Annotated in this window: 20 protein-coding genes and 1 pseudogene; 13 read left to right on the forward strand and 8 right to left on the reverse strand. The window is 67.1% G+C overall.

What is annotated here, in order from left to right:
- Positions 1-91 precede the first annotated feature (91 nt).
- The gene (gene cobS, locus QW881_RS10120; RefSeq protein WP_315735178.1) at positions 92-1,090 is read right to left on the reverse strand and encodes a cobaltochelatase subunit CobS; all 999 of its coding nucleotides are present in this window, start codon (positions 1,088-1,090) and stop codon (positions 92-94) included.
- A gap of 295 nt (positions 1,091-1,385) precedes the next feature.
- Here cobS and QW881_RS10125 point away from each other — a divergent pair, with 295 nt between their 5' ends.
- On the forward strand, positions 1,386-2,042 hold the full coding sequence (locus tag QW881_RS10125; RefSeq protein WP_315756915.1) for a DedA family protein: 657 nt from the start codon (positions 1,386-1,388) through the stop codon (positions 2,040-2,042).
- A gap of 5 nt (positions 2,043-2,047) precedes the next feature.
- Here the strand turns inward: QW881_RS10125 and QW881_RS10130 are convergent, their stop codons facing one another.
- Positions 2,048-3,271: a citrate synthase family protein gene (locus QW881_RS10130; protein ID WP_315756914.1), complete on the reverse strand. Its 1,224-nt coding sequence runs from the start codon at positions 3,269-3,271 to the stop codon at positions 2,048-2,050.
- Positions 3,272-3,352: 81 nt separating this feature from the next.
- On the opposite strand from QW881_RS10130, the gene QW881_RS10135 reads away from it, so the two are divergent.
- On the forward strand, positions 3,353-4,441 hold the full coding sequence (locus QW881_RS10135; protein WP_315756913.1) for a citrate synthase/methylcitrate synthase: 1,089 nt from the start codon (positions 3,353-3,355) through the stop codon (positions 4,439-4,441).
- Between the two features lie 43 nt (positions 4,442-4,484).
- Here QW881_RS10135 and QW881_RS10140 read toward each other — a convergent pair whose 3' ends face one another.
- The gene (locus QW881_RS10140; protein ID WP_315756912.1) at positions 4,485-5,129 is read right to left on the reverse strand and encodes a J domain-containing protein; all 645 of its coding nucleotides are present in this window, start codon (positions 5,127-5,129) and stop codon (positions 4,485-4,487) included.
- 110 nt (positions 5,130-5,239) lie between these two features.
- Here QW881_RS10140 and QW881_RS10145 point away from each other — a divergent pair, with 110 nt between their 5' ends.
- Positions 5,240-5,509: a BolA family protein gene (locus tag QW881_RS10145; protein WP_315752308.1), complete on the forward strand. Its 270-nt coding sequence runs from the start codon at positions 5,240-5,242 to the stop codon at positions 5,507-5,509.
- Positions 5,510-5,516: 7 nt separating this feature from the next.
- Here the strand turns inward: QW881_RS10145 and QW881_RS10150 are convergent, their stop codons facing one another.
- The 3 genes from QW881_RS10150 to QW881_RS10160 form a co-directional block, all read right to left on the reverse strand.
- A complete protein-coding gene (locus tag QW881_RS10150; protein WP_315756911.1) occupies positions 5,517-6,821 on the reverse strand; it encodes an HlyC/CorC family transporter in 1,305 nt (434 codons plus the stop codon).
- A 73-nt stretch (positions 6,822-6,894) separates the two neighbouring features.
- Positions 6,895-8,043, reverse strand: a complete 1,149-nt coding sequence (gene aroB / locus QW881_RS10155; protein ID WP_316159098.1) for a 3-dehydroquinate synthase — start codon at positions 8,041-8,043, stop codon at positions 6,895-6,897.
- Positions 8,040-8,705: a shikimate kinase gene (locus QW881_RS10160; RefSeq protein WP_315775687.1), complete on the reverse strand. Its 666-nt coding sequence runs from the start codon at positions 8,703-8,705 to the stop codon at positions 8,040-8,042. Before QW881_RS10160 ends, aroB begins: the two co-directional genes overlap by 4 nt.
- A 155-nt stretch (positions 8,706-8,860) precedes the next feature.
- On the opposite strand from QW881_RS10160, the gene QW881_RS10165 reads away from it, so the two are divergent.
- From QW881_RS10165 to QW881_RS10195, 7 genes are all read left to right on the forward strand, one after another.
- A complete protein-coding gene (locus QW881_RS10165; protein WP_315735738.1) occupies positions 8,861-9,007 on the forward strand; it encodes a histidine kinase in 147 nt (48 codons plus the stop codon).
- Positions 9,008-9,178: 171 nt separating this feature from the next.
- Positions 9,179-10,135, forward strand: a complete 957-nt coding sequence (gene xerD / locus QW881_RS10170; protein WP_315735196.1) for a site-specific tyrosine recombinase XerD — start codon at positions 9,179-9,181, stop codon at positions 10,133-10,135.
- 219 nt (positions 10,136-10,354) lie between these two features.
- Positions 10,355-11,317, forward strand: a complete 963-nt coding sequence (locus QW881_RS10175; protein ID WP_315756907.1) for an acetyl-CoA carboxylase carboxyltransferase subunit alpha — start codon at positions 10,355-10,357, stop codon at positions 11,315-11,317.
- A gap of 294 nt (positions 11,318-11,611) precedes the next feature.
- Positions 11,612-13,099: a L,D-transpeptidase family protein gene (locus tag QW881_RS10180; RefSeq protein ID WP_316159097.1), complete on the forward strand. Its 1,488-nt coding sequence runs from the start codon at positions 11,612-11,614 to the stop codon at positions 13,097-13,099.
- Between the two features lie 851 nt (positions 13,100-13,950).
- Complete coding sequence (locus QW881_RS10185) at positions 13,951-14,415, forward strand: Rrf2 family transcriptional regulator (protein WP_316159096.1); 465 nt, start codon at positions 13,951-13,953, stop codon at positions 14,413-14,415.
- Positions 14,405-15,112: a class I SAM-dependent methyltransferase gene (locus QW881_RS10190; RefSeq protein ID WP_316159095.1), complete on the forward strand. Its 708-nt coding sequence runs from the start codon at positions 14,405-14,407 to the stop codon at positions 15,110-15,112. Before QW881_RS10185 ends, QW881_RS10190 begins: the two co-directional genes overlap by 11 nt.
- A gap of 262 nt (positions 15,113-15,374) precedes the next feature.
- Positions 15,375-16,691 carry a hypothetical protein gene (locus QW881_RS10195; protein WP_316159094.1) on the forward strand — a complete coding sequence of 439 codons (1,317 nt, stop codon included), beginning with the start codon at positions 15,375-15,377 and terminating at the stop codon, positions 16,689-16,691.
- Positions 16,692-16,748: 57 nt separating this feature from the next.
- Here QW881_RS10195 and QW881_RS10200 read toward each other — a convergent pair whose 3' ends face one another.
- On the reverse strand, positions 16,749-17,639 hold the full coding sequence (locus QW881_RS10200; protein WP_315756903.1) for a hypothetical protein: 891 nt from the start codon (positions 17,637-17,639) through the stop codon (positions 16,749-16,751).
- A gap of 154 nt (positions 17,640-17,793) precedes the next feature.
- Between QW881_RS10200 and QW881_RS10205 the strand changes: the two are divergent.
- Positions 17,794-18,161: pseudogene (locus QW881_RS10205) on the forward strand (EAL domain-containing protein); the annotation flags it as partial.
- Between the two features lie 266 nt (positions 18,162-18,427).
- Here the strand turns inward: QW881_RS10205 and QW881_RS10210 are convergent.
- Positions 18,428-19,609 carry a substrate-binding domain-containing protein gene (locus QW881_RS10210; protein ID WP_316159093.1) on the reverse strand — a complete coding sequence of 394 codons (1,182 nt, stop codon included), beginning with the start codon at positions 19,607-19,609 and terminating at the stop codon, positions 18,428-18,430.
- A 185-nt stretch (positions 19,610-19,794) separates the two neighbouring features.
- On the opposite strand from QW881_RS10210, the gene QW881_RS10215 reads away from it, so the two are divergent.
- Positions 19,795-20,238, forward strand: coding sequence for a MarR family winged helix-turn-helix transcriptional regulator (locus QW881_RS10215; protein WP_315735215.1), 444 nt, complete (start codon positions 19,795-19,797; stop codon positions 20,236-20,238).
- A gap of 343 nt (positions 20,239-20,581) precedes the next feature.
- Positions 20,582-22,489 carry an acyl-CoA synthetase gene (locus tag QW881_RS10220; protein WP_315756901.1) on the forward strand — a complete coding sequence of 636 codons (1,908 nt, stop codon included), beginning with the start codon at positions 20,582-20,584 and terminating at the stop codon, positions 22,487-22,489.
- The last annotated feature ends 29 nt before the right edge of the window (positions 22,490-22,518 follow it).

Below are 22,518 nucleotides of genomic sequence, written 5' to 3' on the forward strand. Positions count from 1 at the left end.
TTCGTTTGTTCGCACTCGCTCTCCCGCATCACTCGACGAGAGAGGCCGCGGCGTATGGGTCCCGGCCCGAGGCCAGGACGACGCCGGTGTGTCAGCTCAGCGCCACGTTGATGGAGGATTCCGGCAACTCCGCATTGAAGCAGCGCTGATAGAATTCCGCGACCAGCGGACGCTCGAGCTCGTCGCACTTGTTGAGGAACGTCACACGGAAGGCGAAGCCGATGTCGCCGAAGATCTCGGAGTTCTCGGCCCAGGTGATCACCGTGCGCGGGCTCATCACCGTCGACAGATCGCCATTGGCGAAGGCGTTGCGCGTGAGGTCGGCGAGCCGCACCATCTTGTTGACGGTGTCGCGGCCCTGTGCGTTCTGATAGTGCTTGGCCTTGGCCAGCACGATCTCGACCTCCTCGTCATGGGCGAGGTAGTTGAGCGTGGTGACGATCGACCAGCGGTCCATCTGGCCCTGGTTGATCTGCTGGGTGCCGTGATAGAGGCCCGAAGTGTCGCCGAGCCCGATGGTGTTGGCGGTCGCGAACAGACGGAACGCCGGGTGCGGCTTGATCACCTTGTTCTGGTCGAGCAGGGTCAGCCGGCCCGACACTTCGAGCACGCGCTGGATCACGAACATCACGTCCGGACGGCCGGCATCATATTCGTCGAACACCAGCGCGACGTTGTGCTGCAGCGCCCAGGGCAGGATGCCATCCCGAAACTCGGTGACCTGCTTGCCGTCTCTGACCACGATCGCGTCCTTGCCGACGAGGTCGATACGGCTGATGTGGCTGTCGAGGTTGACACGCACGCAGGGCCAGTTGAGTCGCGCCGCGACCTGCTCGATATGGGTCGACTTGCCGGTGCCGTGGTATCCGGTCACCATCACGCGGCGGTTCTTGGCGAAGCCGGCCAGGATCGCCAGCGTCGTGGCGCGGTCGAAGCGGTAGTCGGCGTCGACCTCGGGGACATGCGGGTCGCTTGCGGAAAAAGCCGGCACCTCAAGGTCGCTGTCGATCCCGAACACCTGCCGCACCGACACCTTCATGTCGGGCACACCGGTCATCTCCTGCGCATTGGTCGTAGCGGCGGTCGTCATTCATCCTCCGAGGTCCCGGGCATTCCCGAAACCAGATTTCATGTTTGGCTGCGGTTGAAGGGCTTCGACGCCAGCCTAGCAGAGAGCACGCGCGGGCAGAAGCCTAAGCCTTGATCAAAGTTCCGTCGTTATATCATCGAGATAGGCATGAGTGGCCGTTTTCGAAAGGCTGCCCTGCGAATCCCGCCACCTTTTCGCCCACCGGCTCTTCCCAGGATCTCGACGTGGCACCCGGGGCCGGGGTTCCTACTTATCGAGGAGCTCCCCGCCCACCCTCTCCACCAACAGGAACCGCGTGGCCCATCTGCTCGATCCCCTCATTGCCTTCGTCTCAGCGCATGCGGGACTGGCCTATCTCACCCTGTTTCTGGCCGCCCTGCTGGAGGCGATTCCGATCGTTGGCTCGGTGGTTCCAGGCACGACCATCATCCTGGCGCTGAGCGCGTTGATTCCGGGCGGCGAGCTGACCCTGCAATGGGTGCTGGCGGCGGCCATCCTGGGCGCGGTGCTGGGGGACGGCGGGGCGTTCTGGGTCGGCCATCGCAGGCAGCGCGAGATCCTGACGAGCTGGCCGTTCTCGAACTATCCGCGCCTGGTGGCGCAGAGCGAGGCCTTCTTCCACCGTTTCGGCACCCTGGCGATCTTCTTCGCCCGCTTTGTCGCGCCGATCCGCGCCGTCGTGCCGATCACGGCCGGCGCGCTCGACATCCCTCCGCCGCGCTTCTACGCCGTGAACATCCCTGCCATCGTGCTGTGGGCCTGCGCCCATGTCCTGCCCGGAGTATTCGCCGTGCAGCTGTTGCACCGCTATGGCGGCATTCCGCATCATAGCCATATCGCCAAGTCGACCTGGATCATCGCGGCTGTCGCGGGCACGATCGTGGTCTGGCTGGTCCTCAGATTGACGCGGAAGCGGCGCGAGACGCAGCTGGCGGCCGGCGCCGCGGATTAGAACGGCTACAGCGAATCCAACATGGCGCCGCGGCCGGGTGCGGGTCCGATATAGCGGGCGCGCGGGCGGATCAGGCGGCCATGCTGCAGCTGCTCGCAGGCATGGGCGAGCCAGCCGACGCAGCGGGCCATCGCGAACAGCGCCAGCTCGCTGCCGGCGGGCAGACGCAGACTATGCACCAGCACCGCAAGCGCGTAGTCGATGTTCACGAACTCGCCGGTCGCCTCTGCGATCCGCTCCGGCACCTCGCGGGTGAATTTGCGCGGCGCGCCAGCGCGCGTCAGCGCCTCCAGCAGCGAGATCGCGCGCGGGTCACCGCGCTTGTAGACGCCGTGGCCGAATCCGGCGAAGCGCTCGCCCAGCGCCACCCGCTCGCGGATCAGCGGCGCGACGTCGCGATCGATCAAGGTCTTCACCAATTGCGACGCCAGCACGCCGGCACCGCCGTGCTGCGGCCCTTTGAGCGCCGCAAGACCCGCGATGACGGCATCGTAGAGGCTGAGGCCCGTCGACGCCGCACAGCGGACGGTGAAGGTCGACGCGTTCAGCTCATGATCGGCCAGCAGCACCAGGGTGCGGCGGATCAGGTCCGGCGCATGTTCATGTCCGGGCGCCCAACTCCGCGCGACCTGAACATGGAGCGGGTCGGCTGACGCTGGCTGGTTCAGCATGGTTGCGACCACAAGCCGAACGATGCGGGCGCCGACCAGCGCCCGACCGTCGGGTGCGCGGTTGAAGGCCGCGGGATCAGCATGTGTCGCCAGCGCCAGCACCGCGATGGCGCGGTCGATCGGCGCCGCGCGCCGCGCGGCATCGGCGATGAGACCCATCTCCTCCGACGCGGCCGGAAGGTTGTCCGGCGCAAACGGATCGAGCGCTGTGACGTCCCACAACAGTGTCGCGGCATGCTCCAGCGTGTCGCGCTCGGCCAGGTCGACGCAATTGACGCCGCGATAGATCGGACCGGCTTCGGTGATCGTCGACACGGCGGAATCGAACACGGGGAGATCCGCATCGAAGCTGCGGAAAGCGCGCGGCTCGGGGGCCGGCGCACGACGCTCCTTCAGGGCGCGGATGTCCTCGGCGCGATAGCGGCTGCTGCGCGAGTTCGGCGACGGCTCGGAGCGGACCAGGCCGCGGCTGACATAGGCGTAAAGGGTGGCCGGCGAGATCGCGAGTTCGGCCGAAGCTTCACGGGCAGATAGGTAAAGACCACTGTCTTTTTTCATATTGATCAGCTTAATCAAGATTGATCAATCTGTCGACAGGGCGGATCTTGCCCGCGTGACCATTCGTGAAGGAGACCCGCCATGACCATCCACCTCGGCAAGACCCCGATCGGCCTCGACGGCATCGCCGCCGCCGAGACCGTGCTCAGCCACGTCGACGGCCAGCAGGGAGAGCTCATCATCGCCGGCGCCCGTGTGGCCGATCTCGCCGCCGCCAGCGGCTTCGAGGGCGTGACCGCCCGGCTATGGAGCGCGGCCACGAAGCGCACCGTCGGCGAGGCCGAGGTCCGCGCCAGCCTTGGTCGTGCCCGCGAGCGTGCCTTTGCCCGGCTGCCCGAGCTGCTCGCCGCGACCTCCGGCCTGTCGATCATCGACGGCTTCCGCGCCGCGGTCGCGGCGCTGCGCCACGAACCCGGGCTCGACGACGAAGCCACGATCGTCGGCGCCTGCCCGGTGATCGCCGGCGCCCTGGTCCAGCGCGCGCAGGAAGCGCAGCCGATTGCCCCCGACCCTGATGCCAGCCACGCCGCCGATACGTTGCGGATGGTGCGTGGCGATAGGCCCGAGAGCGGGGAGGTGGCGGCCTTGGACACCTATCTCGTCACCGTCAGCGATCACGGCATGAACGCCTCGACCTTCGCCGCGCGGGTCGTTGCGTCGACCCAGGCCGACCTGTTCGCGTCGGTGACCGCCGGCTATTGCGCGCTCACCGGCCCCCTGCATGGCGGGGCGCCGGAGCCGGTGCTGGAGATGCTGGACGCGATCGGGACGCGCGACAACATCAAGCCGTGGGTCGACGCGGCGCTCGGCCGCGGCGAGCGGCTGATGGGCTTCGGGCATCGGATCTATCGCGTGCGCGATCCGCGCGCCGACGTGCTCAAGGGCGCGATCGAGCGGCTGGCGGGCAGCGGGGCTGATCTGCCGTTTGCGAGCGAGGTAGAGGCTTACATCCGCCAAGCGCTGCGGCAGAAGAATCCGGAGCGCGTGCTCGACACCAATGTCGAATTCTTCACCGCCATCCTGCTCGATGCGCTGAAGATTCCGCGCCAGGCGTTCACGCCGATCTTCGCCGTGGCGCGTGCGGCAGGCTGGACGGCGCATGCCCGCGAGCAGCAGCGGACGGGGCGGCTGATCCGGCCCAGCTCGGCCTATATCGGGCCGAAGCCCTGAACCGTCGAGCGCGACGCGCGGCAGCCTCGAGCGCTGTCGCGCATCAGCCCTTCACCACCGTCTTCAGATAGTTGTAGGCCTTGATGATCTCGATCAGGCGATCCTCTGTGGAGCGGTCGCCGCCATTGGCGTCGGGATGGTGCTGCTTCACCAGCGCCTTGTACTTGACCTTGACGTCTTCGAGCGTCGCATCGGGACCAAGGCCCATCACCTGCAGCGCCTTGCGCTCGGCGTTGAAGACCTTGCGCGTCTCTGCCTTGGGGGCCGACTGGGGATCCGGACGCCAGCTGCCGCGGCCGTTGATCTCGGCGAAGACGCTGAACGGATCGGCGGCATCGCCGAGATCGCCCTCGGCGCTGCCGGTGCCGCGCTTGGCCGACGTGTTGGCACCCATCTTCCAGGTCGGGCGATGTCCGGTCAGCGCATCCTTCTGATAGCGCGCGACCGCCTCGGCGTTCATCCCCGAGAAGAAATTATAGGACTGGTTGTACTCGCGCACGTGGTCGAGGCAGAAGTGCCAATACTCGCGCACGTTCTCGCGTCCCTTGGGCGCGCGGTGCGAGCCCTTGTTCTTGCAGTCCGGCCACTGACAGGGCTGGGCCTCCTCGCGCACCACCGGCTGCCGCGCAGCCTGCTTCTTGGGCTTGATGCGGATGGAGTCGAAGAATTTGTTTGAATCGATCGCCATGGCGGACTTTGACTACGCAACGCCGAAAGCTTCAAGTCTTGACATTGCGAATACCTCTGGCGGGGACCGCCGATTGACGAAAAATAATTTGATGCGTATTTCCAGAGACCATGCGGACCCGAGATGCTATCATCAAAAAGTTGCGCGAAGCTTTCTCGCCGGAAAGCCTCGATGTTCAGGACGAATCACATCTGCATGAAGGCCATATGGGCCATCAGCCGAGCGGTGAGACCCATTTCCGCGTGTATATTGTGTCGCAGGCCTTCGCCGGCAAGAGCCGTGTCGATCGCCACCGCCTGATCAACGCCGCATTGGCAGCGGAACTTGCCGGCTCGGTGCACGCGCTCGCGCTGCATGCGAAGGCGCCGGGCGAGGCTTGATCCCCAATTAGAACGCCGTGCCTGCACGGCGCGGCCGCGTCTCCTCGGTTTCGCCGCGCGGCACCGGTACGATGCGCAGCGCGGTGATGCGATTGCGCTCCCGGCGCAGCACGCGAAAGCGGAAGCCGTAGAACGTGAAGCTCTGGCCGCGCTCGGGGATCGAGCGCGCCTCGTGAATCACGAGACCTGCGACAGTGGTCGCCTCCTCGTCCGGCAGCGTCCAGTCCATCGCGCGATTGAGATCACGGATCGGCACCGATCCATCGACGACGACGGATCCGTCCGGCTGCACGCGCACGCCGGCGACCTGCACGTCCTGCTCGTCGGAGATGTCGCCGACGATTTCTTCCAGGATGTCCTCGAGCGTGACGATGCCTTCGACCTCGCCATACTCGTCGACCACGAGCGCGAAATGCGTCTTGCGGCGGCGGAACGCTTTCAGCTGTTCCGACACCGAACGCATCTCCGGCACGAACCAGGGCGGCAGCGCCAGCGAGGCGACGTCGATGTGCGACACATCGCCCTCGGCGGCGCGGATCGCACGCAGCAGGTCCTTCGCATGCAGCACGCCGATGATGTTCTCCGGCGTCCCGCGCCATAGCGGGATGCGGGTATACTCGGTGGCGAGCACCTCGCGCACCAGTTCCTCCTGCGGCAGGTCCGCATTCACCATCACCATCTCGGTGCGGTGGACCATCACGTCGGACACCTGCAATTCGCGCAAGTCGAGCAGGCCGCCGAGCATGTCGCGGTCCTGCTTCTCGACCTTGCCTTCATGATGCAGGAGATCGACGGCGCCGCGCAGGCGTTCGGTCGGCGACAGGATCGGCTGATTGGCCCCGACCTTGAAGCCGATCAGCCGCATCAGCCCACGCACGATCGCCTCGATCACGGCGAGCACCGGACCAAGCACGATCACCGTCGCCCGCATTGGTCTGGCAACCGCGAGCGAGACGCGATCCGGCCCATTGATCGCGATCGTCTTCGGCAGCACCTCGGCAAAGATCACGACCAGCGCGGTCATCACGCCGGTCGCGTAGAGCACGCCGACCTCGCCGAACCAGGCGGTGAAGATGCCGGTCGCCAATGCGGAAGCGCCGATATTGGCGATGTTGTTGCCGAGCAGCAGCGCGCCGATCAACCGCTCGCGCATGTCGAACAGGCTCGACACCACATCGGCGTCGCGATTGCCCTGCTTCGACAGCCGCAGCATCGAGGCGCGGGAGGCACCGGTCAGCGCGGTCTCGCTCAGCGCAAAGAAGGCGGAGGCGGCGAGGAGGATGATGACGACGGAGAGTGTGATCCAGTCCATGGCGCCGATGTCGCTCTGTAGGGAGGCCGCCGATGATCCGTTGGCACTGCTCAACACGGCGTAAAGCCCGGGATCAGCTTCTGCTGCGCAATTTGGCCTGCAGGAAGTCGCGAACGCGCGCCGGATCGACGTCCTTCGCGATGACGGCGCGGCCGATGGCTTCCATCAGGATGAAGGTGAGCTTGCCGCGCTTGACCTTCTTGTCCTGCGCCATCAAGGCCAAAAGCCGGTCGGCGTCGCCGATCCCCTCCTGGGCGAAGCCGGCGATATCCTGCAGATGGGTCGGCAGACCGACCGCGGCAAGGTGACGCTCGATCCTGACGACGTCGTCGGGCGGCAGCATGCCGAGCTCGGCCGAGAACTGCGCCGCCAGCACCATGCCGACCGCGACGCCCTCGCCGTGGAACAGCCGGTCGGAGAAGCCGGTCACGGCCTCCAGCGCATGGCCGAACGTGTGGCCGAGATTGAGCAGCGCCCGATCACCGGTCTCGCGCTCGTCGCGGGCGACGATCGCCGCCTTGGCGCGGCAGGAGGTCGCGACCGCGTGCTCGCGGGCCGCTCCGCCCTTGACGATGTCGGCATGGTTGGCTTCCAGCCAGGCGAAGAAGCTGGCATCGCCGAGCAGGCCGTACTTGGCGACCTCGGCATAGCCGGCGCGGAACTGGCGCGGCGACAGCGTGTCGAGCACCGCGGTGTCGGCGATCACCAGCACCGGCTGGTGGAAGGCGCCGAGCAGGTTCTTGCCCTGCGGCGAGTTGATGCCGGTCTTGCCGCCGACCGAGGAATCGACCTGCGCCAGCAGCGAGGTCGGCACCTGCACGAAATCGACCCCGCGGCGCAGGATGGCGGCCGCAAAGCCGGCGAGATCGCCGACCACGCCACCGCCGAGCGCTATGACCAGATCGTTGCGCTCGATCCTGGCCGCGATCAGCGCCTCGCTGACCTTCTCGAGGCCGGAATAGCTCTTGGAGCCCTCGCCCTCCTCGACCACGATCGTGGACGACGGGATTCCCGCCTCCGCCAGGATCGCCTCGGTCGGCTTCAGCCAGTGCGCGGCCACGGTGCGGTCGGTGACGATGGCGGTGCGGACGCCCGGACGCAGCGCCGCGATGCGCTGGCCAAGCGAGGCGAGCACGCCGCGGCCGATGACGATGTCATAGGCGCGTTCGCCGAGCGCGACGTCGACGATGATCGGATCGGAATGCTTCAGTGGTGCCGTCATCGGAGCGCGCCCATCGCCTGCGGAGGATCGGATTGAACTGGATCGGGTTGTGGTCCGGTGGGCCTCGCCGCGGTCTCCGGTGGAGAGAAGAACGCCTGCAGCGCCTCCAGGCAGTCCTCGACGACCCGGTCGTGCGGCACGTCGCGCGAGAAGATCGTGAGGTCGGCGAGCTGGTAGACCGGCTCACGCTCGGTCAGGAGCCGCGCGACCGTGCCTTCGGGATCAGCCGTCTGCAGCAGCGGGCGGTCGGCCCGCCGCCGGACGCGGCGCATGATCACGTCGGCATCGGCCTTCAGCCACACCGAGACCGCCTTCTCCTGGATGCGGCGCCGCGTCTCCTCGCGCATAAAGGCGCCGCCACCGGTTGCCAGCACCGCCGGACCATTTTCGAGCAGGCGGGCGATCACCCTCGCCTCGCCGTTGCGGAAATAGTCCTCGCCGCGCGACTCGAAGATTTCCGGTATGGTCATGCCGGCCGCGGTCTCGATCTCGGTATCCGCATCGACGAACGGCAGCCGGAGCCGCGCCGCGAGCCGCCGGCCCACGGTCGACTTGCCGACCCCCATCATGCCGACCAGCACGATCAGCCGCTTGCCGAGGCCTGCGAGAATCGCGGCCTCCTGGGCGACAGGTCCAGATGCTGGTTGCGTCGGTTCGGTCATTTCTCCGCTTCTAACCCAGCCCCTGCTGCTTTCAAAGGCATCCTGTTCCGCTCCCCGAGCCAAGGCGGGCTGCCCGGTCTGCCCGACGGGCTTGCAAGGCCGATGCGAACATGTTGGATGAAACCGTTCCCTTTCTGGTGGCCTGCGCGACCGACATGCCCAGCCTGTTCCGCTTCCTGACCGTCATCGCCATCATCGTCGGCGTGGTCTATGGCGCGATCTACGCGCTGGCGAATTTCGTCAACCCGAAGCCGCGCGAGATGACGGTGACGATCCCGCCGGACAGGTTCCAGAAGAGATGATCGGCACCGCTGCGGCGAACCGAAAAGCCACAGGGCATTGATTAAGAATTTTACGATTGTCTGAGGCGGCCGGGCGCCGCGATATCGGCCAGATTTGCAGTCACCGCTCGACGTGCCGGCACGAATACCTCGTAGTGATTCGATCGCCTCGGACGCAGCGGATTTCACGACATGAAGGTCAAGGCCTCCGACGCCAGGCTGATGAGCCTGTTCCTCGACATGATGGCCGCCGAGCAGGGCGCCGGTCAGAACACGCTGGACGCCTATCGCCGCGACCTCACCGATCTCTCCGACTTTCTCGGCGGCAAGGCCAACGGCTTCGCCACGGCCGACACCCAGGCATTGCGCGACTATCTCGCCGATCTCGACACCAGGGGTTTCAAATCCTCCAGCGTGGCGCGGCGGCTGTCGGCGATGCGGCACCTGTTTCGCTTCCTGCTGAGCGAGCGCATCCGCAGCGACGATCCCGCCGCCATCCTGTCGGGCCCGAAACGCGGCCGGCCGCTGCCCAAGGTGCTGTCGATCGGCGATGTCGACCGGATGCTGACCCGCGCCAAGGAGCTGAGCGAGGGCACGGACGCTTCGCCGGCGCAGCGGCTGCGCGCGCTGCGGCTGTATTGCCTGCTCGAGGTGCTCTACGCGACCGGCTTGCGCGTCTCCGAGCTGGTGGCGCTGCCGCGGACGGCCGCCCGCAACGATGCCCGCATGATCGTAGTGCGCGGCAAGGGCAACAAGGAGCGGCTGGTACCGCTGAACCAGGCCTCGCGCCAGGCGATGGCCGACTATCTCGCCGCCCTGGATGCGTTGAAGCCCGAGAAGAAGGCCAGCGCGACGTTCGGCAAATGGCTGTTTCCCTCGTTCGGCGAGAGCGGCCACCTCACCCGCCAGCACTTCGCCCGCGACCTCAAGGAGCTGGCGGTGGCGAGCGGCCTGCCGGCCCGGCTGGTGTCGCCGCACGTGCTGCGCCATGCCTTCGCCAGCCATCTGCTGCACAACGGCGCCGACCTGCGCATCGTCCAGACCCTGCTCGGCCACACCGACATCTCGACCACCCAGATCTACACACATGTGGTCGAGGAACGGCTCAAGAGCCTGGTGCGCGACCTGCACCCGCTGGCCGAGACCTGACCTCGCTTCACACCTTCCCGAAACCAAATCCGCCGGCGTGACGCCCGGCCGGCTTGACTTCGCGCCCGTCTGCCCCGAAAGAGCGCCATCCTGCCCGCGATCCCGGCGCGATGCCGGGAGGCTGGGCACCGATCGTACCCTAAGCTCCTGAAGTCCTTCGGCTTCAGGTCCGAAGGCCGAACCGATTTCGTCTCCCAGCGCTCTTCCTTCAGCTCTTCCATGCCGGATCCCATGCGCAGCTACCTCGATTTCGAAAAGCCTGTTGCCGAGCTCGATTCCAAGGTCGACGAACTCCGCGCGATGGCCGCCTCCGGCACCGATATCGGCGAGGAGGTCAGCCGGATCGAGGAGAAGGCCGGCCAGGCGCTGGCCGAGCTCTACGCCACGCTCACGCCGTGGCAGAAGACCATGGTGGCCCGCCATCCGCAGCGGCCGCACTTCACGGACTTCGTGGGCGGGCTGATCACCGAGTTCACCCCGCTCGCCGGCGACCGCAAGTTCGGCGAAGACGCCGCTTTGCTCGGCGGCTTCGGCCGCTTCCGCGGCGAGCCGATCTGCGTCATGGGTCAGGAAAAGGGCGCCACCACCGAATCCCGCCTCAAGCACAATTTCGGCATGGCCCGACCCGAAGGCTACCGCAAGGCGGTCCGCCTGATGGAAATGGCCGAGCGGTTCGGCATCCCCGTGCTGTCGCTGGTGGATTCCGCCGGCGCCTATCCCGGCATCGGCGCCGAGGAGCGCGGCCAGGCCGAGGCCATCGCGCGCTCGACCGATGCCTGCCTGGCACTCGGCGTGCCCAACGTTGCGATCATCACCGGCGAGGGCATGTCGGGCGGCGCCATCGCGCTGACCACCGCCAATCGCGTGCTGATGCTGGAGCATGCGATCTACAGCGTGATCTCGCCGGAAGCCGCCTCCTCGATCCTCTGGCGCGACGGCACCAAGGCGCAGGAAGCCGCCAACAGCATGAAGATCACCGCCCAGGACATGCTCCGCTTCGGCGTGGTCGACACCATCCTGAAGGAGCCGGTCGGCGGCGCCCACCGCGATCCTGCGGCGATGATCGCGGCCACCGGCGAGGCGATCGCCCAGGCGCTTGACGAGCTGAAGGGCCTCGACGCCGACGCCATCCGCAAGCAGCGCCGGCAGAAGTTCATCGAGATCGGCCGCAAGCTCGGCTGAGCGGGCGGGAGCCGAGCGCTCGGCGCTCGCGGTTTTGTGAGTCTTTCCAGCCGTTTGGCCGCATTTCGGCCCCGCCGGCGGGCTCTGCTGTTTAGAAGTTGTTGACCAAAGCGGCCAGGGCCTCGCGGCTCCACCGGAGCGCGGGTTGCGGGTCGTGGGGTCAAAGGCTACAATTTTAATCAATGGTTTGACGGCATGACGCAGGGTCGACCCGTGATTTATCCAGCTTTCGGGCCGATCGGGCGAGATGAGACTGGGGTGTTGCGGCATGCCGGGTTTGCGGGGAGCATTGTCTTGATCAACCGCGCTTTCGTCCGGGTTCTGATGACCTCGGCGGTGTTGGCCGCCGGTGCGCTGCTGACGGGTTGCAACAGCGATCAGGTCGCGCTCGCCACCAACGCCAAGGCCAACCAGCCGGTGCCGCCGAAGCTCGTCGCGACCATGGGCGAGAAGGACATGGATCTGCAGTCGCCGATCCTGGTTCGCGTGTTCAAGCAGGAGGCCGAGCTCGAGGTCTGGAAGCAGGACCGCTCCGGCAAGTTCGCGCTGCTCAAGACCTATCCGATCTGCCGCTGGTCCGGCGACCTCGGACCCAAGGTGCGCGAGGGCGACCGCCAGGCGCCGGAGGGCTTCTACTCGATCAATCCGAGCCAGATGAATCCGCAGTCGGCCTACTACCTGTCCTTCAACACCGGCTATCCGAACGCCTTCGACAAGGCGCTGGGCCGCAGCGGCTCGCAGCTGATGGTGCATGGCGACTGCTCCTCGCGCGGCTGCTTCGCGATGACCGACGAGCAGATCGCCGAGATCTATGCGCTTGGGCGCGAGTCGTTCTTCGGCGGCCAGCGGGCCTTCCAGTTCCAGGCCTATCCGTTCCGGATGACGCCGGTGAACATGGCCAGGCACCGCAACAATCCGAACATGCCGTTCTGGCGCATGATCAAGGAAGGCTACGACCATTTCGAAGTCACCCGGCAGGAGCCGAAGGTCGACTTCTGCGAGAAGAAGTACGTCTTCGACGCCCAGAAGCCGCCGGGCGCGACGCATGATCCGGTGTTCGACGCCGCCGCCAAGTGCCCGGCCTATGTCGTTCCCGACGAGATCACCGCCGCCGTGCGCGACAAGCAGCAGGCGGACGAGGTGGAATACGCCAAGCTCGTCGCCAAGGGCACGCCGGTCGCCAAGCTCAACACCGGTATCGATGGCGGCATGAATCCGATCTTCGCCAGCCGCGTGCCGGGCGCCTCCACCGGCCTGTCCGATGCCGGCGAAGCGCCGGGACTGTCGCTCGCCAACTTCTCGCCGGCGCCAGGCACGATCCCCGGTCATGTCAACCCGCCGCGCGCGCCCGGCGCCGACGAGGTCGCCGCGATGCCGGCCAGTGCGGCTCCGGCTCCCGCAGCGGCGCCCTCCACTCGCGTGGCAGCCGTCAGTGCGCCGGAGAAGCCGAGCTTCATGTCGAGCCTCGCCCGCAAGGTTGGGATTGGCGGCAATGCGGCGGCCGATACCAAGGCTGCGACGGCGAAGCCCGAGACCAGGACCGCGGAGGCCAGGCCCTCGGAGATCAAGCCCGCCGAGATCAAACCTGCGCCCAAGCCGGTCGCGGCCAAGCCGGCCGAGACCAGGCAGGCTGCCGCGCGGTCGCCGTTCAAGCCCGCCGCCGGCGACGCGCCCGCCACCACGGCCTCGGCCCCCGCCCAGACCCAGACCGCACTGGTCTCCGGCGCCGTCCCGGTGCTGCAGTCGAACTCGTTCGACAGCCGGTTCGCAGGATTCAAATAGTAAGCCGTCCATCGAGCGCCGCTTTTTTGCGAGACACCGAGGGCCGCCGGACACGCGCAAGCTAGCCGCGTGCTCGGTGCCACCCTCCCCTGGAGGGGGAGGGTGGCACCGCATTTGTGGGGCCGTCGTGGTCAGCAATCTCAAACTGCATTTGGGGATGCGCGTCATTGTTCTCGCGGCGCCCTTGGCGTCCGAGTGATCCATCGATCTCACCCTCTCGAAGCGAGGGTGCAGGGAAGGCCGGACCTCGACTGAGGCCCGTGGCCCGCCTGCGAAAAAATGCAGGCGGCAGGTACCACAGGTCCAGCCGGACGACCCGGCCCTCCCTGCGCGACGGTTTGAACGGCTGCTTCGCGATCTCCCTGGGGACCGGGCTGTCTTGCCCCCATCACCGGCGAGATGCGCGGGGCATCATCAGCCGGCTTGACCTCAGCATCGGGAGGTCAGGACCACGCGACTTGACCGTGCGAGCCGATGTTGTTCGTCCGCGCGAATGATCACGCTGCAAACCGGCCCGCCCATCACATCCCGCACTCCACGCTTCGTGACGACCGCGCAGCGCCCCTCGTCGATGAGGCGGGACGGACGGAATAAATCACGATATTCCGAAATTTGGAAGCGGCATATTTTTGCTGATGGGACTGGACAGCCCAAATCAGCTTGAACGCGCGGGCAAATTCAGTTTTTCCGCGCAGCGCGTTTCTCATCGCTGCGAGGCATGGACCCGCCCGCCGCACGCGGGATGCAGGACCGAATCGCCCGACGGGCAGAGGCGCCAGCGTCGTCGCCCAAGCCTTCATGGCCGGGCCGGCCGGTTGACGGCTGGAATATCATGCCATATTAAAAGTTACATGAGACCCAACAGCCAGTTGTCCGGCATCCTGCACGTCCTGCTCCACATGGCGGAGCACGAGGGTCCGGTCACGTCCGAGGCGCTCGCAGCGATGATGCAGACCAATCCGGTCGTGATCCGCAGGATCATGGCCGGCCTCCGGGACAGCGGCTATGTGCGCTCCGAGAAAGGCCATGGCGGCGGCTGGACGCTCGCCTGCGATCTGGCGACCGTCACCCTGCGCGACGTCTACGATTCACTCGGGCGTCCATCGCTGTTCGCCATCGGCCATCGGAGCGAGACTCCCGACTGCCTCGTCGAGCAGGCGGTCAATGCGGCGCTCGACACCTCCATCCGGGCCGCCGAGGCCCTGCTGCTGGCCCGTCTCGGCGCCATCACGCTGGCGTCGCTGAGCGCTGATTTCCACGACCGCCTCGAACGACGGAAGCGACCCCGCAAAGGAGACATTTGTCATGCCGGCTGACATCGCCGACGGCGCCCAGCAGTTCATCCGCGCGTTTTCCGATCCCGAGTTCGTCGCGCGCTACACGGATGGTCCGCGGCGCTTCGTGCCCGGTCTCGACGGGCTGCACCGGATGACGGCGGTCCTGCTGGCCGAGCGGGCGCCCGAACATGCGAGGGTGCTCGTGCTGGGCGCGGGCGGCGGGCTCGAGCTCAATGCGTTGGCGGAAGCGCAACCATCATGGACCTTCGTCGGCGTCGATCCGGCGCCGCAGATGCTGCGACTCGCCGAACGCACGCTCGGCGCGCGGACGAGCCGGGTCGAACTGATCGAGGGCACCATCGACGATGCGCCGGCCGGCCCGTTTGACGCGGCGACATGCCTGCTGACGCTGCATTTTCTGGCAGCATCGGAACGTTTGCGGACAGTCCGCGCCGTGCACGACCGGCTCCACCCTGGGGCGCCTTTCGTGGTGGCCCATAGCTGCCTGCCCAACGAGCCAGTCGAGAGGTCGCTGTGGCTGGATCGGTACGCGGCCTATGCCGTTGCGTCCGGCACGGACCCCGAGAGGGCCAGGACGATGCGCGCGACCGTCGATGCCAGCGTCAACATGCTGAGCCCAGGGGAGGATGAAGCCATCCTGCGTGACGGCGGCTTTCGCGATGTTCGTCCATTCTTCACAGCGCTGACCTGGCATGGCTGGATCGGTCACGCCTGAACCGCCGCCGAGCATTACACCGATGCTCCCTGAACGATCGCGATCAGGGCCTGCTAATTAGTTGCCCGGCCTGCGCCGGCATCCACGCATGTCCCTCCCTGCGGCCCCCGAAGAGGTGGATGACGCGGCTTACGGACAGGCTTCGCGCCGGAGCCCTGCCACGTCTCAGCTTGCGTGATGTCGCGCACGGAGCGCGGGGACGCGATCTGCGACAAACGGCGCGTCACCCGAGGCGAGGTGACGCAACCGAGAGGAGCAGGTCATGAGCTTTTGGGATGATATCGGAGATGCCGTCAGTTCCGCCGTGGACGACGTGAAGGACGTCGCGAAGGATGTGGCGGGTGCGGTCGGCGGTGCGGCGGGCGCCGTGGTCCATACGGTCGAGCACGTCGCCGGCGATGCGGCCCATGCCGTGGGCAGCGTGGTGCATGGCATCGGCGCGCTCGGCGGCGAGGCCATTCATACCGTGGGCGGCGTGCTCGGCGCGATCGGGCACGGCGCCGAGGCGATCGGCGGCGGCCTGCTTCACACCGTAGGCGACGTGGCCTCGACCGTGGTCCATGTCGGCGGCGACGTCCTCCATACCGGGATCAACGTCGCCGGCGACGTGGCGTCCGGGGTCGGCCATCTGGTGCATGGTGACATCGACGGCGTCATCAATGACGTGAAGCATATCGGCGGCGACATCGTCGATGGCGGACTCAAGGTCGGTGGCGACGTGGCGCATGGCGCCCTCGACGTCGCCGGTGACCTCGCACACACCGCGGTCGGCCTCGGCGAGGCCGGGTTGGAGGCGGCCGGCGCGGTCGGTCACGGCGCGCTCGGCATGGCCGGCACCATCGTCGGAACGGCCGGCGAGGTCGGAATGGACGCACTGGACGCCGCAGGCGCGGTGGTGAAGGGCGGCTTCGACGCCGGCGTGGCGGTTGCCGACGGCGCCATCGGCGTGGTCACGGACACGGCGTCGGCGGCGGGCCACCTGATCGGCGGACCGATCGGCGAGGCGATCTCCGGCATCGCCCACGGCGCCGATGCGGTCGGCACCGGCATCGTCGACGGCGTCGGCCACTTCGTCGGCGAAGGCCTCAACGGGCTGGCGCAGACCGCCGGCGAGCTGAGCCACTCGCTGGGTCAGCAGCTCGACGCGATCGGCCACGACCTGGGCTCGCTGGTCAACGACCTCAGCCATGGCGATCTCGGCGCTGCGATCGGCGATATCTTCAAGCTGGCGCAGGACGGCTTGCGTGGCGACGGCATTGCGGTGGCCCACGGCGCGCCCGACGGCGGCAGCCATGGCGGGTTCTGGGACTCGATCGCGCAGGCGATCCACCAGTCCGGCGACAACGTCCAGGGCGGCCAGGGCCCCGGCCCCGGCCTCCCCGGCCCGTTGCATGGCGAGGGCTCGTCGCACAACCCGATCGTCGTCGACAATTTCGGCGACCATGGCCATGCCGGCAACACCGGCATCGTGCCGCCGAACTTCGACCACGCCCCGGCGGCCGTGCACGACGCGCCGCACGCCGACTACAGCCACATCGTCCAGATGGACGACGCGCATCACTTCGCGATGCATGGCTGAGACACCGGCGCTCAGCCGGCAGGCATCCCGCCGTGACCGTCACGGCGGGATGTCGCGTCAGGACCGATCGGCGTCGTGCTGGACGATGGCCGGCGGCGCGCCGATCGCCTGCGCGCGATCATGCGGCTGATCGTTCATCGCCGAGAGCGCACACAGCGCCAGCGAGCCCCAGACAGCGGCGCTGAAATACAGCGACATCCAGGCGATCTCTTCCTTCCAGTGCTCGAACTCGTGGGTGACGGTCCAGCGCGTCGCGGAGTCGCGCAGGCCGACGAGCGGGTGCAACAGCGGCGTGCCGGCGGCGCGCTCGATGCGCCAGCGCTTCACATACATCGGGACATCGATCACGACCAGGAAGGCGAGATAGCAGGCGATGCCGACGAGGCCCCCGATCAGAAGCCCGCGAACCATGCCGTCGAACTCCGGCAGCAGCCGGCCGAGGCCGATGCCGACGAACAGGAAGGCCACCGCCCACAGCGAGTTCTCGATCGCGTTGTAGAGGAAATTCCTGGTGACGACCGCATACCAGGAACAGATCTCGGCAACGACGATCAGCGGCACGATGATGCGGGCCATGTTGACCGCGGTCTCGGCATCCGCGATCGCCCCGAGCTGCGCCAGGATGATGGCCCATTGCGCCGCGAAGGCGATCTCGGCGATGGTCGCCACGGTGCGGCCGACGAACACGCTCGACAGCCAGCTGTCGACCAGACAGATGCGCTGCACGTCGGCGCGCGGCAGCACCGAGCGGAAGGCGCAGCCGAACACATAGGCCGCCGATAGCGCCAGCATCGAACCGGTCTGGGAAGCCTGGCCCAGGGTATTGCTGCCGCCGTTGAGCTGGCGGTACAGGATGAACCAGAACACGATGTTGGCGAGGCTGACGAGCGTCAGCATCGCCCACCACAGACCGACCGGGTTCGACAGGGCTCGCGACTGCGCACGCATCCGGGCACTCCAACTTTCATGTGACTGACATCCGATCGTATTAATTCCGTCACGGAGCGGCAACCCGTTCCGGCCACCGGGGGCGCAAAAGGCCGTGTGCCGGCGAGCCCTGCGGCCGGCGTTGGGAGTTGCCCGAGTTCCTTGCAGGAACCCGAAGGCGATCGGCGTCACCGTGGCGATGGACGATTTCGGCACCGGCTACTCGTCGCTGCAGGTGTTTCCATTCGACAAGATCAAGGTCGACAAGAGCTCGTCCAGTCGGTGGAGATCAGCGTGCACGCCGCGGCAATCATCAAGGCCACCCTGCTGCTCGGGCGCAGCCTCAACATTCCCGTGCTGGCCGAGGGCGTCGAGACCGAGCAGCACCTCGCCTTCCTGCGCGAGGAAGGCTGCAGCAGAGTACAGGGCTTCCTGTTCGGCAAGCCGATGCCGCAGGAGGCCATCAGCAGGATGATTCGTTTGGTCGGGGGTACGCCGGCGGCTGCCGTCGACGTGCAGGCCAAGAAGGCTGCGGCCGCGTGACGGCAGATCTTGTCATCGTGATTGCCTTGCGGCTGAACTGAACAGGCGGCCGCGAATGTGATGGCTCACCCTCCCCTGGAGGGGGAGGGTCGATCGCACGCGAAGCGGGCGAGCGGGGTGGGGTGATGTCTCCACGCGCGCCGGCTCCAGAGGAGAGATCACCCCACCCCGCCTCACGCGCCGCTTCGCACCCCGTGAGGCGACCCTCCCCCTCCAGGGGAGGGTGACCGCGGCACGCAGCCCGGCCAAGCTCGGCGCAGCGTTACTCAGAACGTGCGGATGATCTTGAAATCGAGTCCGTCGGCCGCGGCGAGATGCATCGCCATGCCGGCCCGGCCCTGGCGGATCGTCACCTCGCCGCGCGCGCCGGAATAGACGATGTTGCGGCCGGCGGCGGCGAGCGGTCGCAGGGACAGCGAGCCGGCGCGCTCGGCGGCCGCCTTCAGGAAGCGCAGGCCCTCGTAGTTCGACTGACCGACCGATCCGACCGGCGGCGCATCGGCGCCGAACATCGCGGTGTAGCGGCTCATGAACGCGTCATTGGCCTTGGAGCCGATGCAACTGAAATAGCCGGAGGCCGAATACAGGTTCTCGGTGTTGTCGGCGCCGATGCCGAGCAGCACCGTTTCGTCGACCGCGCCGGCGAGACGCAGGGTGGTCGCGGCGAGGCCGGACTCGCCGAAAGCGCGATTGAAGGTAATGCTGTCGGTGCCGATCAGCGAGATCAGCACGACATCAGGCCTGGCGGCGCGGATGCGCGCCAGATGCGCCTCGTGATCATCCTCGCCGACCGGCACGAACTCCTCGCCGACCACCTGGCCGCCGGCCTCGGTGATGTAGGTCTTGGTCTGAAGGTGGGACTGCCAGGGCCAGACGTAGTCGCTGCCGATCAGATACCAGCGCCGGGCGCGCTTGTTCTCCGCCAGCCAGTGGATCGCGGGGCGGGCCTGGCTGTGCGGCGTCTCGCCGATCGCCATCACGCCGGGCGTGCGCTCGCCGCCTTCATAGACCGGCGTATACACATAAGGGGTGCGGGCGCGGGTCAGCCGTCGCAGCGCCAGCCTGACCGCGCTGATATGCGAGCCCATGACGACGTCGATGTCGTCGAATTCGAGCGCATACCTGGCGCGCTCGGTCACCTCTTCGACCGGCCCGCCGGAATCGTAGAACGACAACTCGATCTCGCGACCGAGGATACCGCCGTGGCGGTTGATCTCGGACACCGCGAGCAGCGCGCTGTTGGTCGCGGCCGGCCCCCAGATGCCGGGCGACCCGGAGAAGGTAAGGAAATTGCCGATGCGCAGCCTGTTCTGGGAGCCGCGCCGCTGGATACGGTCAGGATCGAACGGGGCGAGTGCGGGAAGGCCGGCCCGCCGGGGCGGGCTCCTGAACAGCAGGGATGGCGGCAGACTGAGACGCCCGGCCGTGACAGATCCTGTCGAGAGCACACCCACTCCTTGGCCGCAACCGTGTCTGGCCCATTGTGGACCGGCGGTCATACGCCGTCAAAATCAGCACGTATTCGGCAAATATCCTATTCGAAAATGTTGAATGTTCAAGAATTGGGATGCATATAGATCGGGCAGCAACTGCCGGACATTCATTCAAGTCGGGACCGCAAGCGAAATTCACCGTGGCCAAACCGCCCCATCCCAACACCCCCCTCACCGAACATCTCGCCTACCTGCTCGCGCAAGCCAACCGGGAGATCAACCGGCAGTTGGAGTCGCGCCTGAGCACCGAGGGCGTGCCCGTCGAGCAGTGGCGCATCCTCAAGGTGCTCTCCGACGGCGAGGGGCACTCGATGGGCGATCTCGCCGACGCGGTGCTGCTGAACCACCCGACCCTGACCAAAATGATCGACCGCATGGTGTCGGACTCGCTGGTCTACCGGCGCCAGGACGCCCATGACCGCCGCAAGGTGCTGATGTTCATCAGCGATCATGGCAAGGCGCTGTGCAAGCGGCTGAACTCGCTCGCCGCCAGCCAGGAGGCGCACATCCTGGAGAATTACGGCGACAAGGCCACCGGCGAGCTGAAGCGGCTGCTGGAGAATCTGATCGACGCGGCGAGCTGAGCGGTAAGCTGCCGTAGGGTGGGCAAAGGCGCGATCGCGGTGCTTCCACACGGGATTCGACCAACGCGCCGTGCCCACCATCTGCTGCGTCGGTCTGGGACGGTGGGCACGGCGCGCCTATACACCGCAATGCGGCGCAGCTGTTTCGCAGGCGCGCCTTTGCCCACCCTACAGATCCCGCCCTGCGGCAAATGTATCGGCTGCCCCGGCAAGCTCGGGATAGACGCAAGACGAATCCTCCATCATCTTGCTAGCTGACGATCGCGACGAACGGGCCGCCAACAGAGCCCGCGCGCGATCCCCGGCCATGCCGGACGAGGACACGACACAGGGAGGACAGGCCATGGGCATTCATTTGCTCGATCGCGCCATCGGCAGCGATTATCCGACATTCGCCAGCACGTCTGACATCCGCGCCTTCGAGCAGACACCGTACAGCGAGCGGATCGCCGCGCAGAGCACCTACGAGGCGCTCAAATGCGGCGCATCGGCCAACCCCGACGCGCCGGCGATCCAGTTTCTGCAGAATGCCGATCCGGCCGATACGCCGGTCGTGATCTCCTATCGCGACTTCATCGCCAGGGTCACCCAGGCCGCCAACATGTTTCATGCGCTCGGCGTCGGCCCCGACGACGTCGTCAGCTTCATGCTGCCCTTGGTGCCCGACGCCTTCGTCACGCTGTTCGGCGCCGAGGCCGCCGGCATCGCCAACCCGGTCAATCCGCTGCTCGAGCCGCACCAGATCGCCGAGATCCTCGACGCCGCCAAGACCAAGGTGCTGGTGGCGCTCGGGCCCCTGCCCGGCACCGACATCTGGCAGAAGGTCGAGAAGGTCCGCGGCAGCCTCAAGCACCTCAAGGCGATCGTGCAGGTGCATGGCGGCGGTGGTGACCCCGCCAACGGCATTCACGCCTTCAACGACCTGATCAAGCCGCAGCCGGGCGATCACCTGGTCAGCGGCCGGCAGATCAAGGCCAGCGACACCGCCGCCTATTTCCACACCGGCGGCACGACCGGCACGCCCAAGCTGGTGCGTCACAGCCATGGCAACCAAGTCTATCAGGCCTGGGGTATCAACCTGATCCTCAAGGCCAAGCCGGGCGGCACGCTGCTGTTCGGCATGCCGCTGTTTCACGTCGGCGGATCGCTGACCCAGGCGCTGCAGACGCTGTCGGCGGGCGGGTCCCTCGTCGTGCTCTCCGGCGCCGGCTGGCGCAATCCGAATGCGGTGCGCAACATCTGGGGCCTGGTCGAGCGCTACAAGCCGGAGACGCTCTCGAGCGTGCCTACAGTGCTGGCGGCGACGCTGGCGGTGCCGCAAGGCGCGGCCGACATCTCCAGCCTGCGCTATGCCGCCGGCGGCGGCTCGGCGATTCCGGTCGCCGTGGGGCAGGCGATCATGGACAAGCTCAAGCTGCCGGTCGTCGAGGTCTACGGCATGACCGAGACCGCGAGCGTGCACACCATGGCCTATCCGGACCAGCCGATCCGGCTCGGCTCGGTCGGCCTGCCGCTGCCCTACGCCAAGGTGCGGATCGTCAAGCTCGATGCCGACGGCCGTTATGAGCGCGATTGCGCGGCGGATGAGATCGGCGTCGTCATCATGGCCGGGCCCGGCGTGTTCTCAGGCTATCTCGACGACGCCCACAACAAGGGCGCGTTCATCGACGGCCATTGGGTGAACTCCGGCGATCTCGGCCGGCTCGATGCCGACGGCTTCCTCTGGATCACCGGCCGCGCCAAGGACCTCGTGATCCGCGGCGGCCACAACATCGATCCGGCGCCGATCGAGGAGATCCTGTTCCAGCATCCGGCGGTCGGCTTCGCCGCAGTGGTCGGCCAGCCCGACGCCTACGCCGGCGAGCTGCCGATCGGCTATGTCCAGCTCAAGCCGGGCGCGAGCGTGCAACCGGGCGAGCTGGAAGACTGGGTGCGCGCCCGCACGCCCGAGCGCGCCGCGGTGCCGGTGCAGATCATCCCGATCGACCCGATGCCGGTGACGGGCGTCGGCAAGGTGTTCAAGCCGCAACTGCGCTGGGACGCCGCGACGCGCGCGTTCACCAAGGTGCTGTCGCAACTCACCGATCGCGGCATCGATTGCAGCGTCAAGGTCGGCGCCCATGGCAGCCACGGCAGCCTCGCCACGGTGACCCTGTGCAACGTGCCGGCCGAGCAACGCGAGCCGGTCGCGAATGAGGTGCATACGCTGCTCGCGCCGTTCGTGATCCGGCACGAGGTGGTGCAGGAGTGAAGCCTGCTCGGCATTTGATCGCGATGGTG

This window comes from Bradyrhizobium sp. SZCCHNS3016, assembly GCF_032484535.1.
In the GTDB taxonomy this organism is placed as follows: Bacteria; Pseudomonadota; Alphaproteobacteria; order Rhizobiales; family Xanthobacteraceae; genus Bradyrhizobium.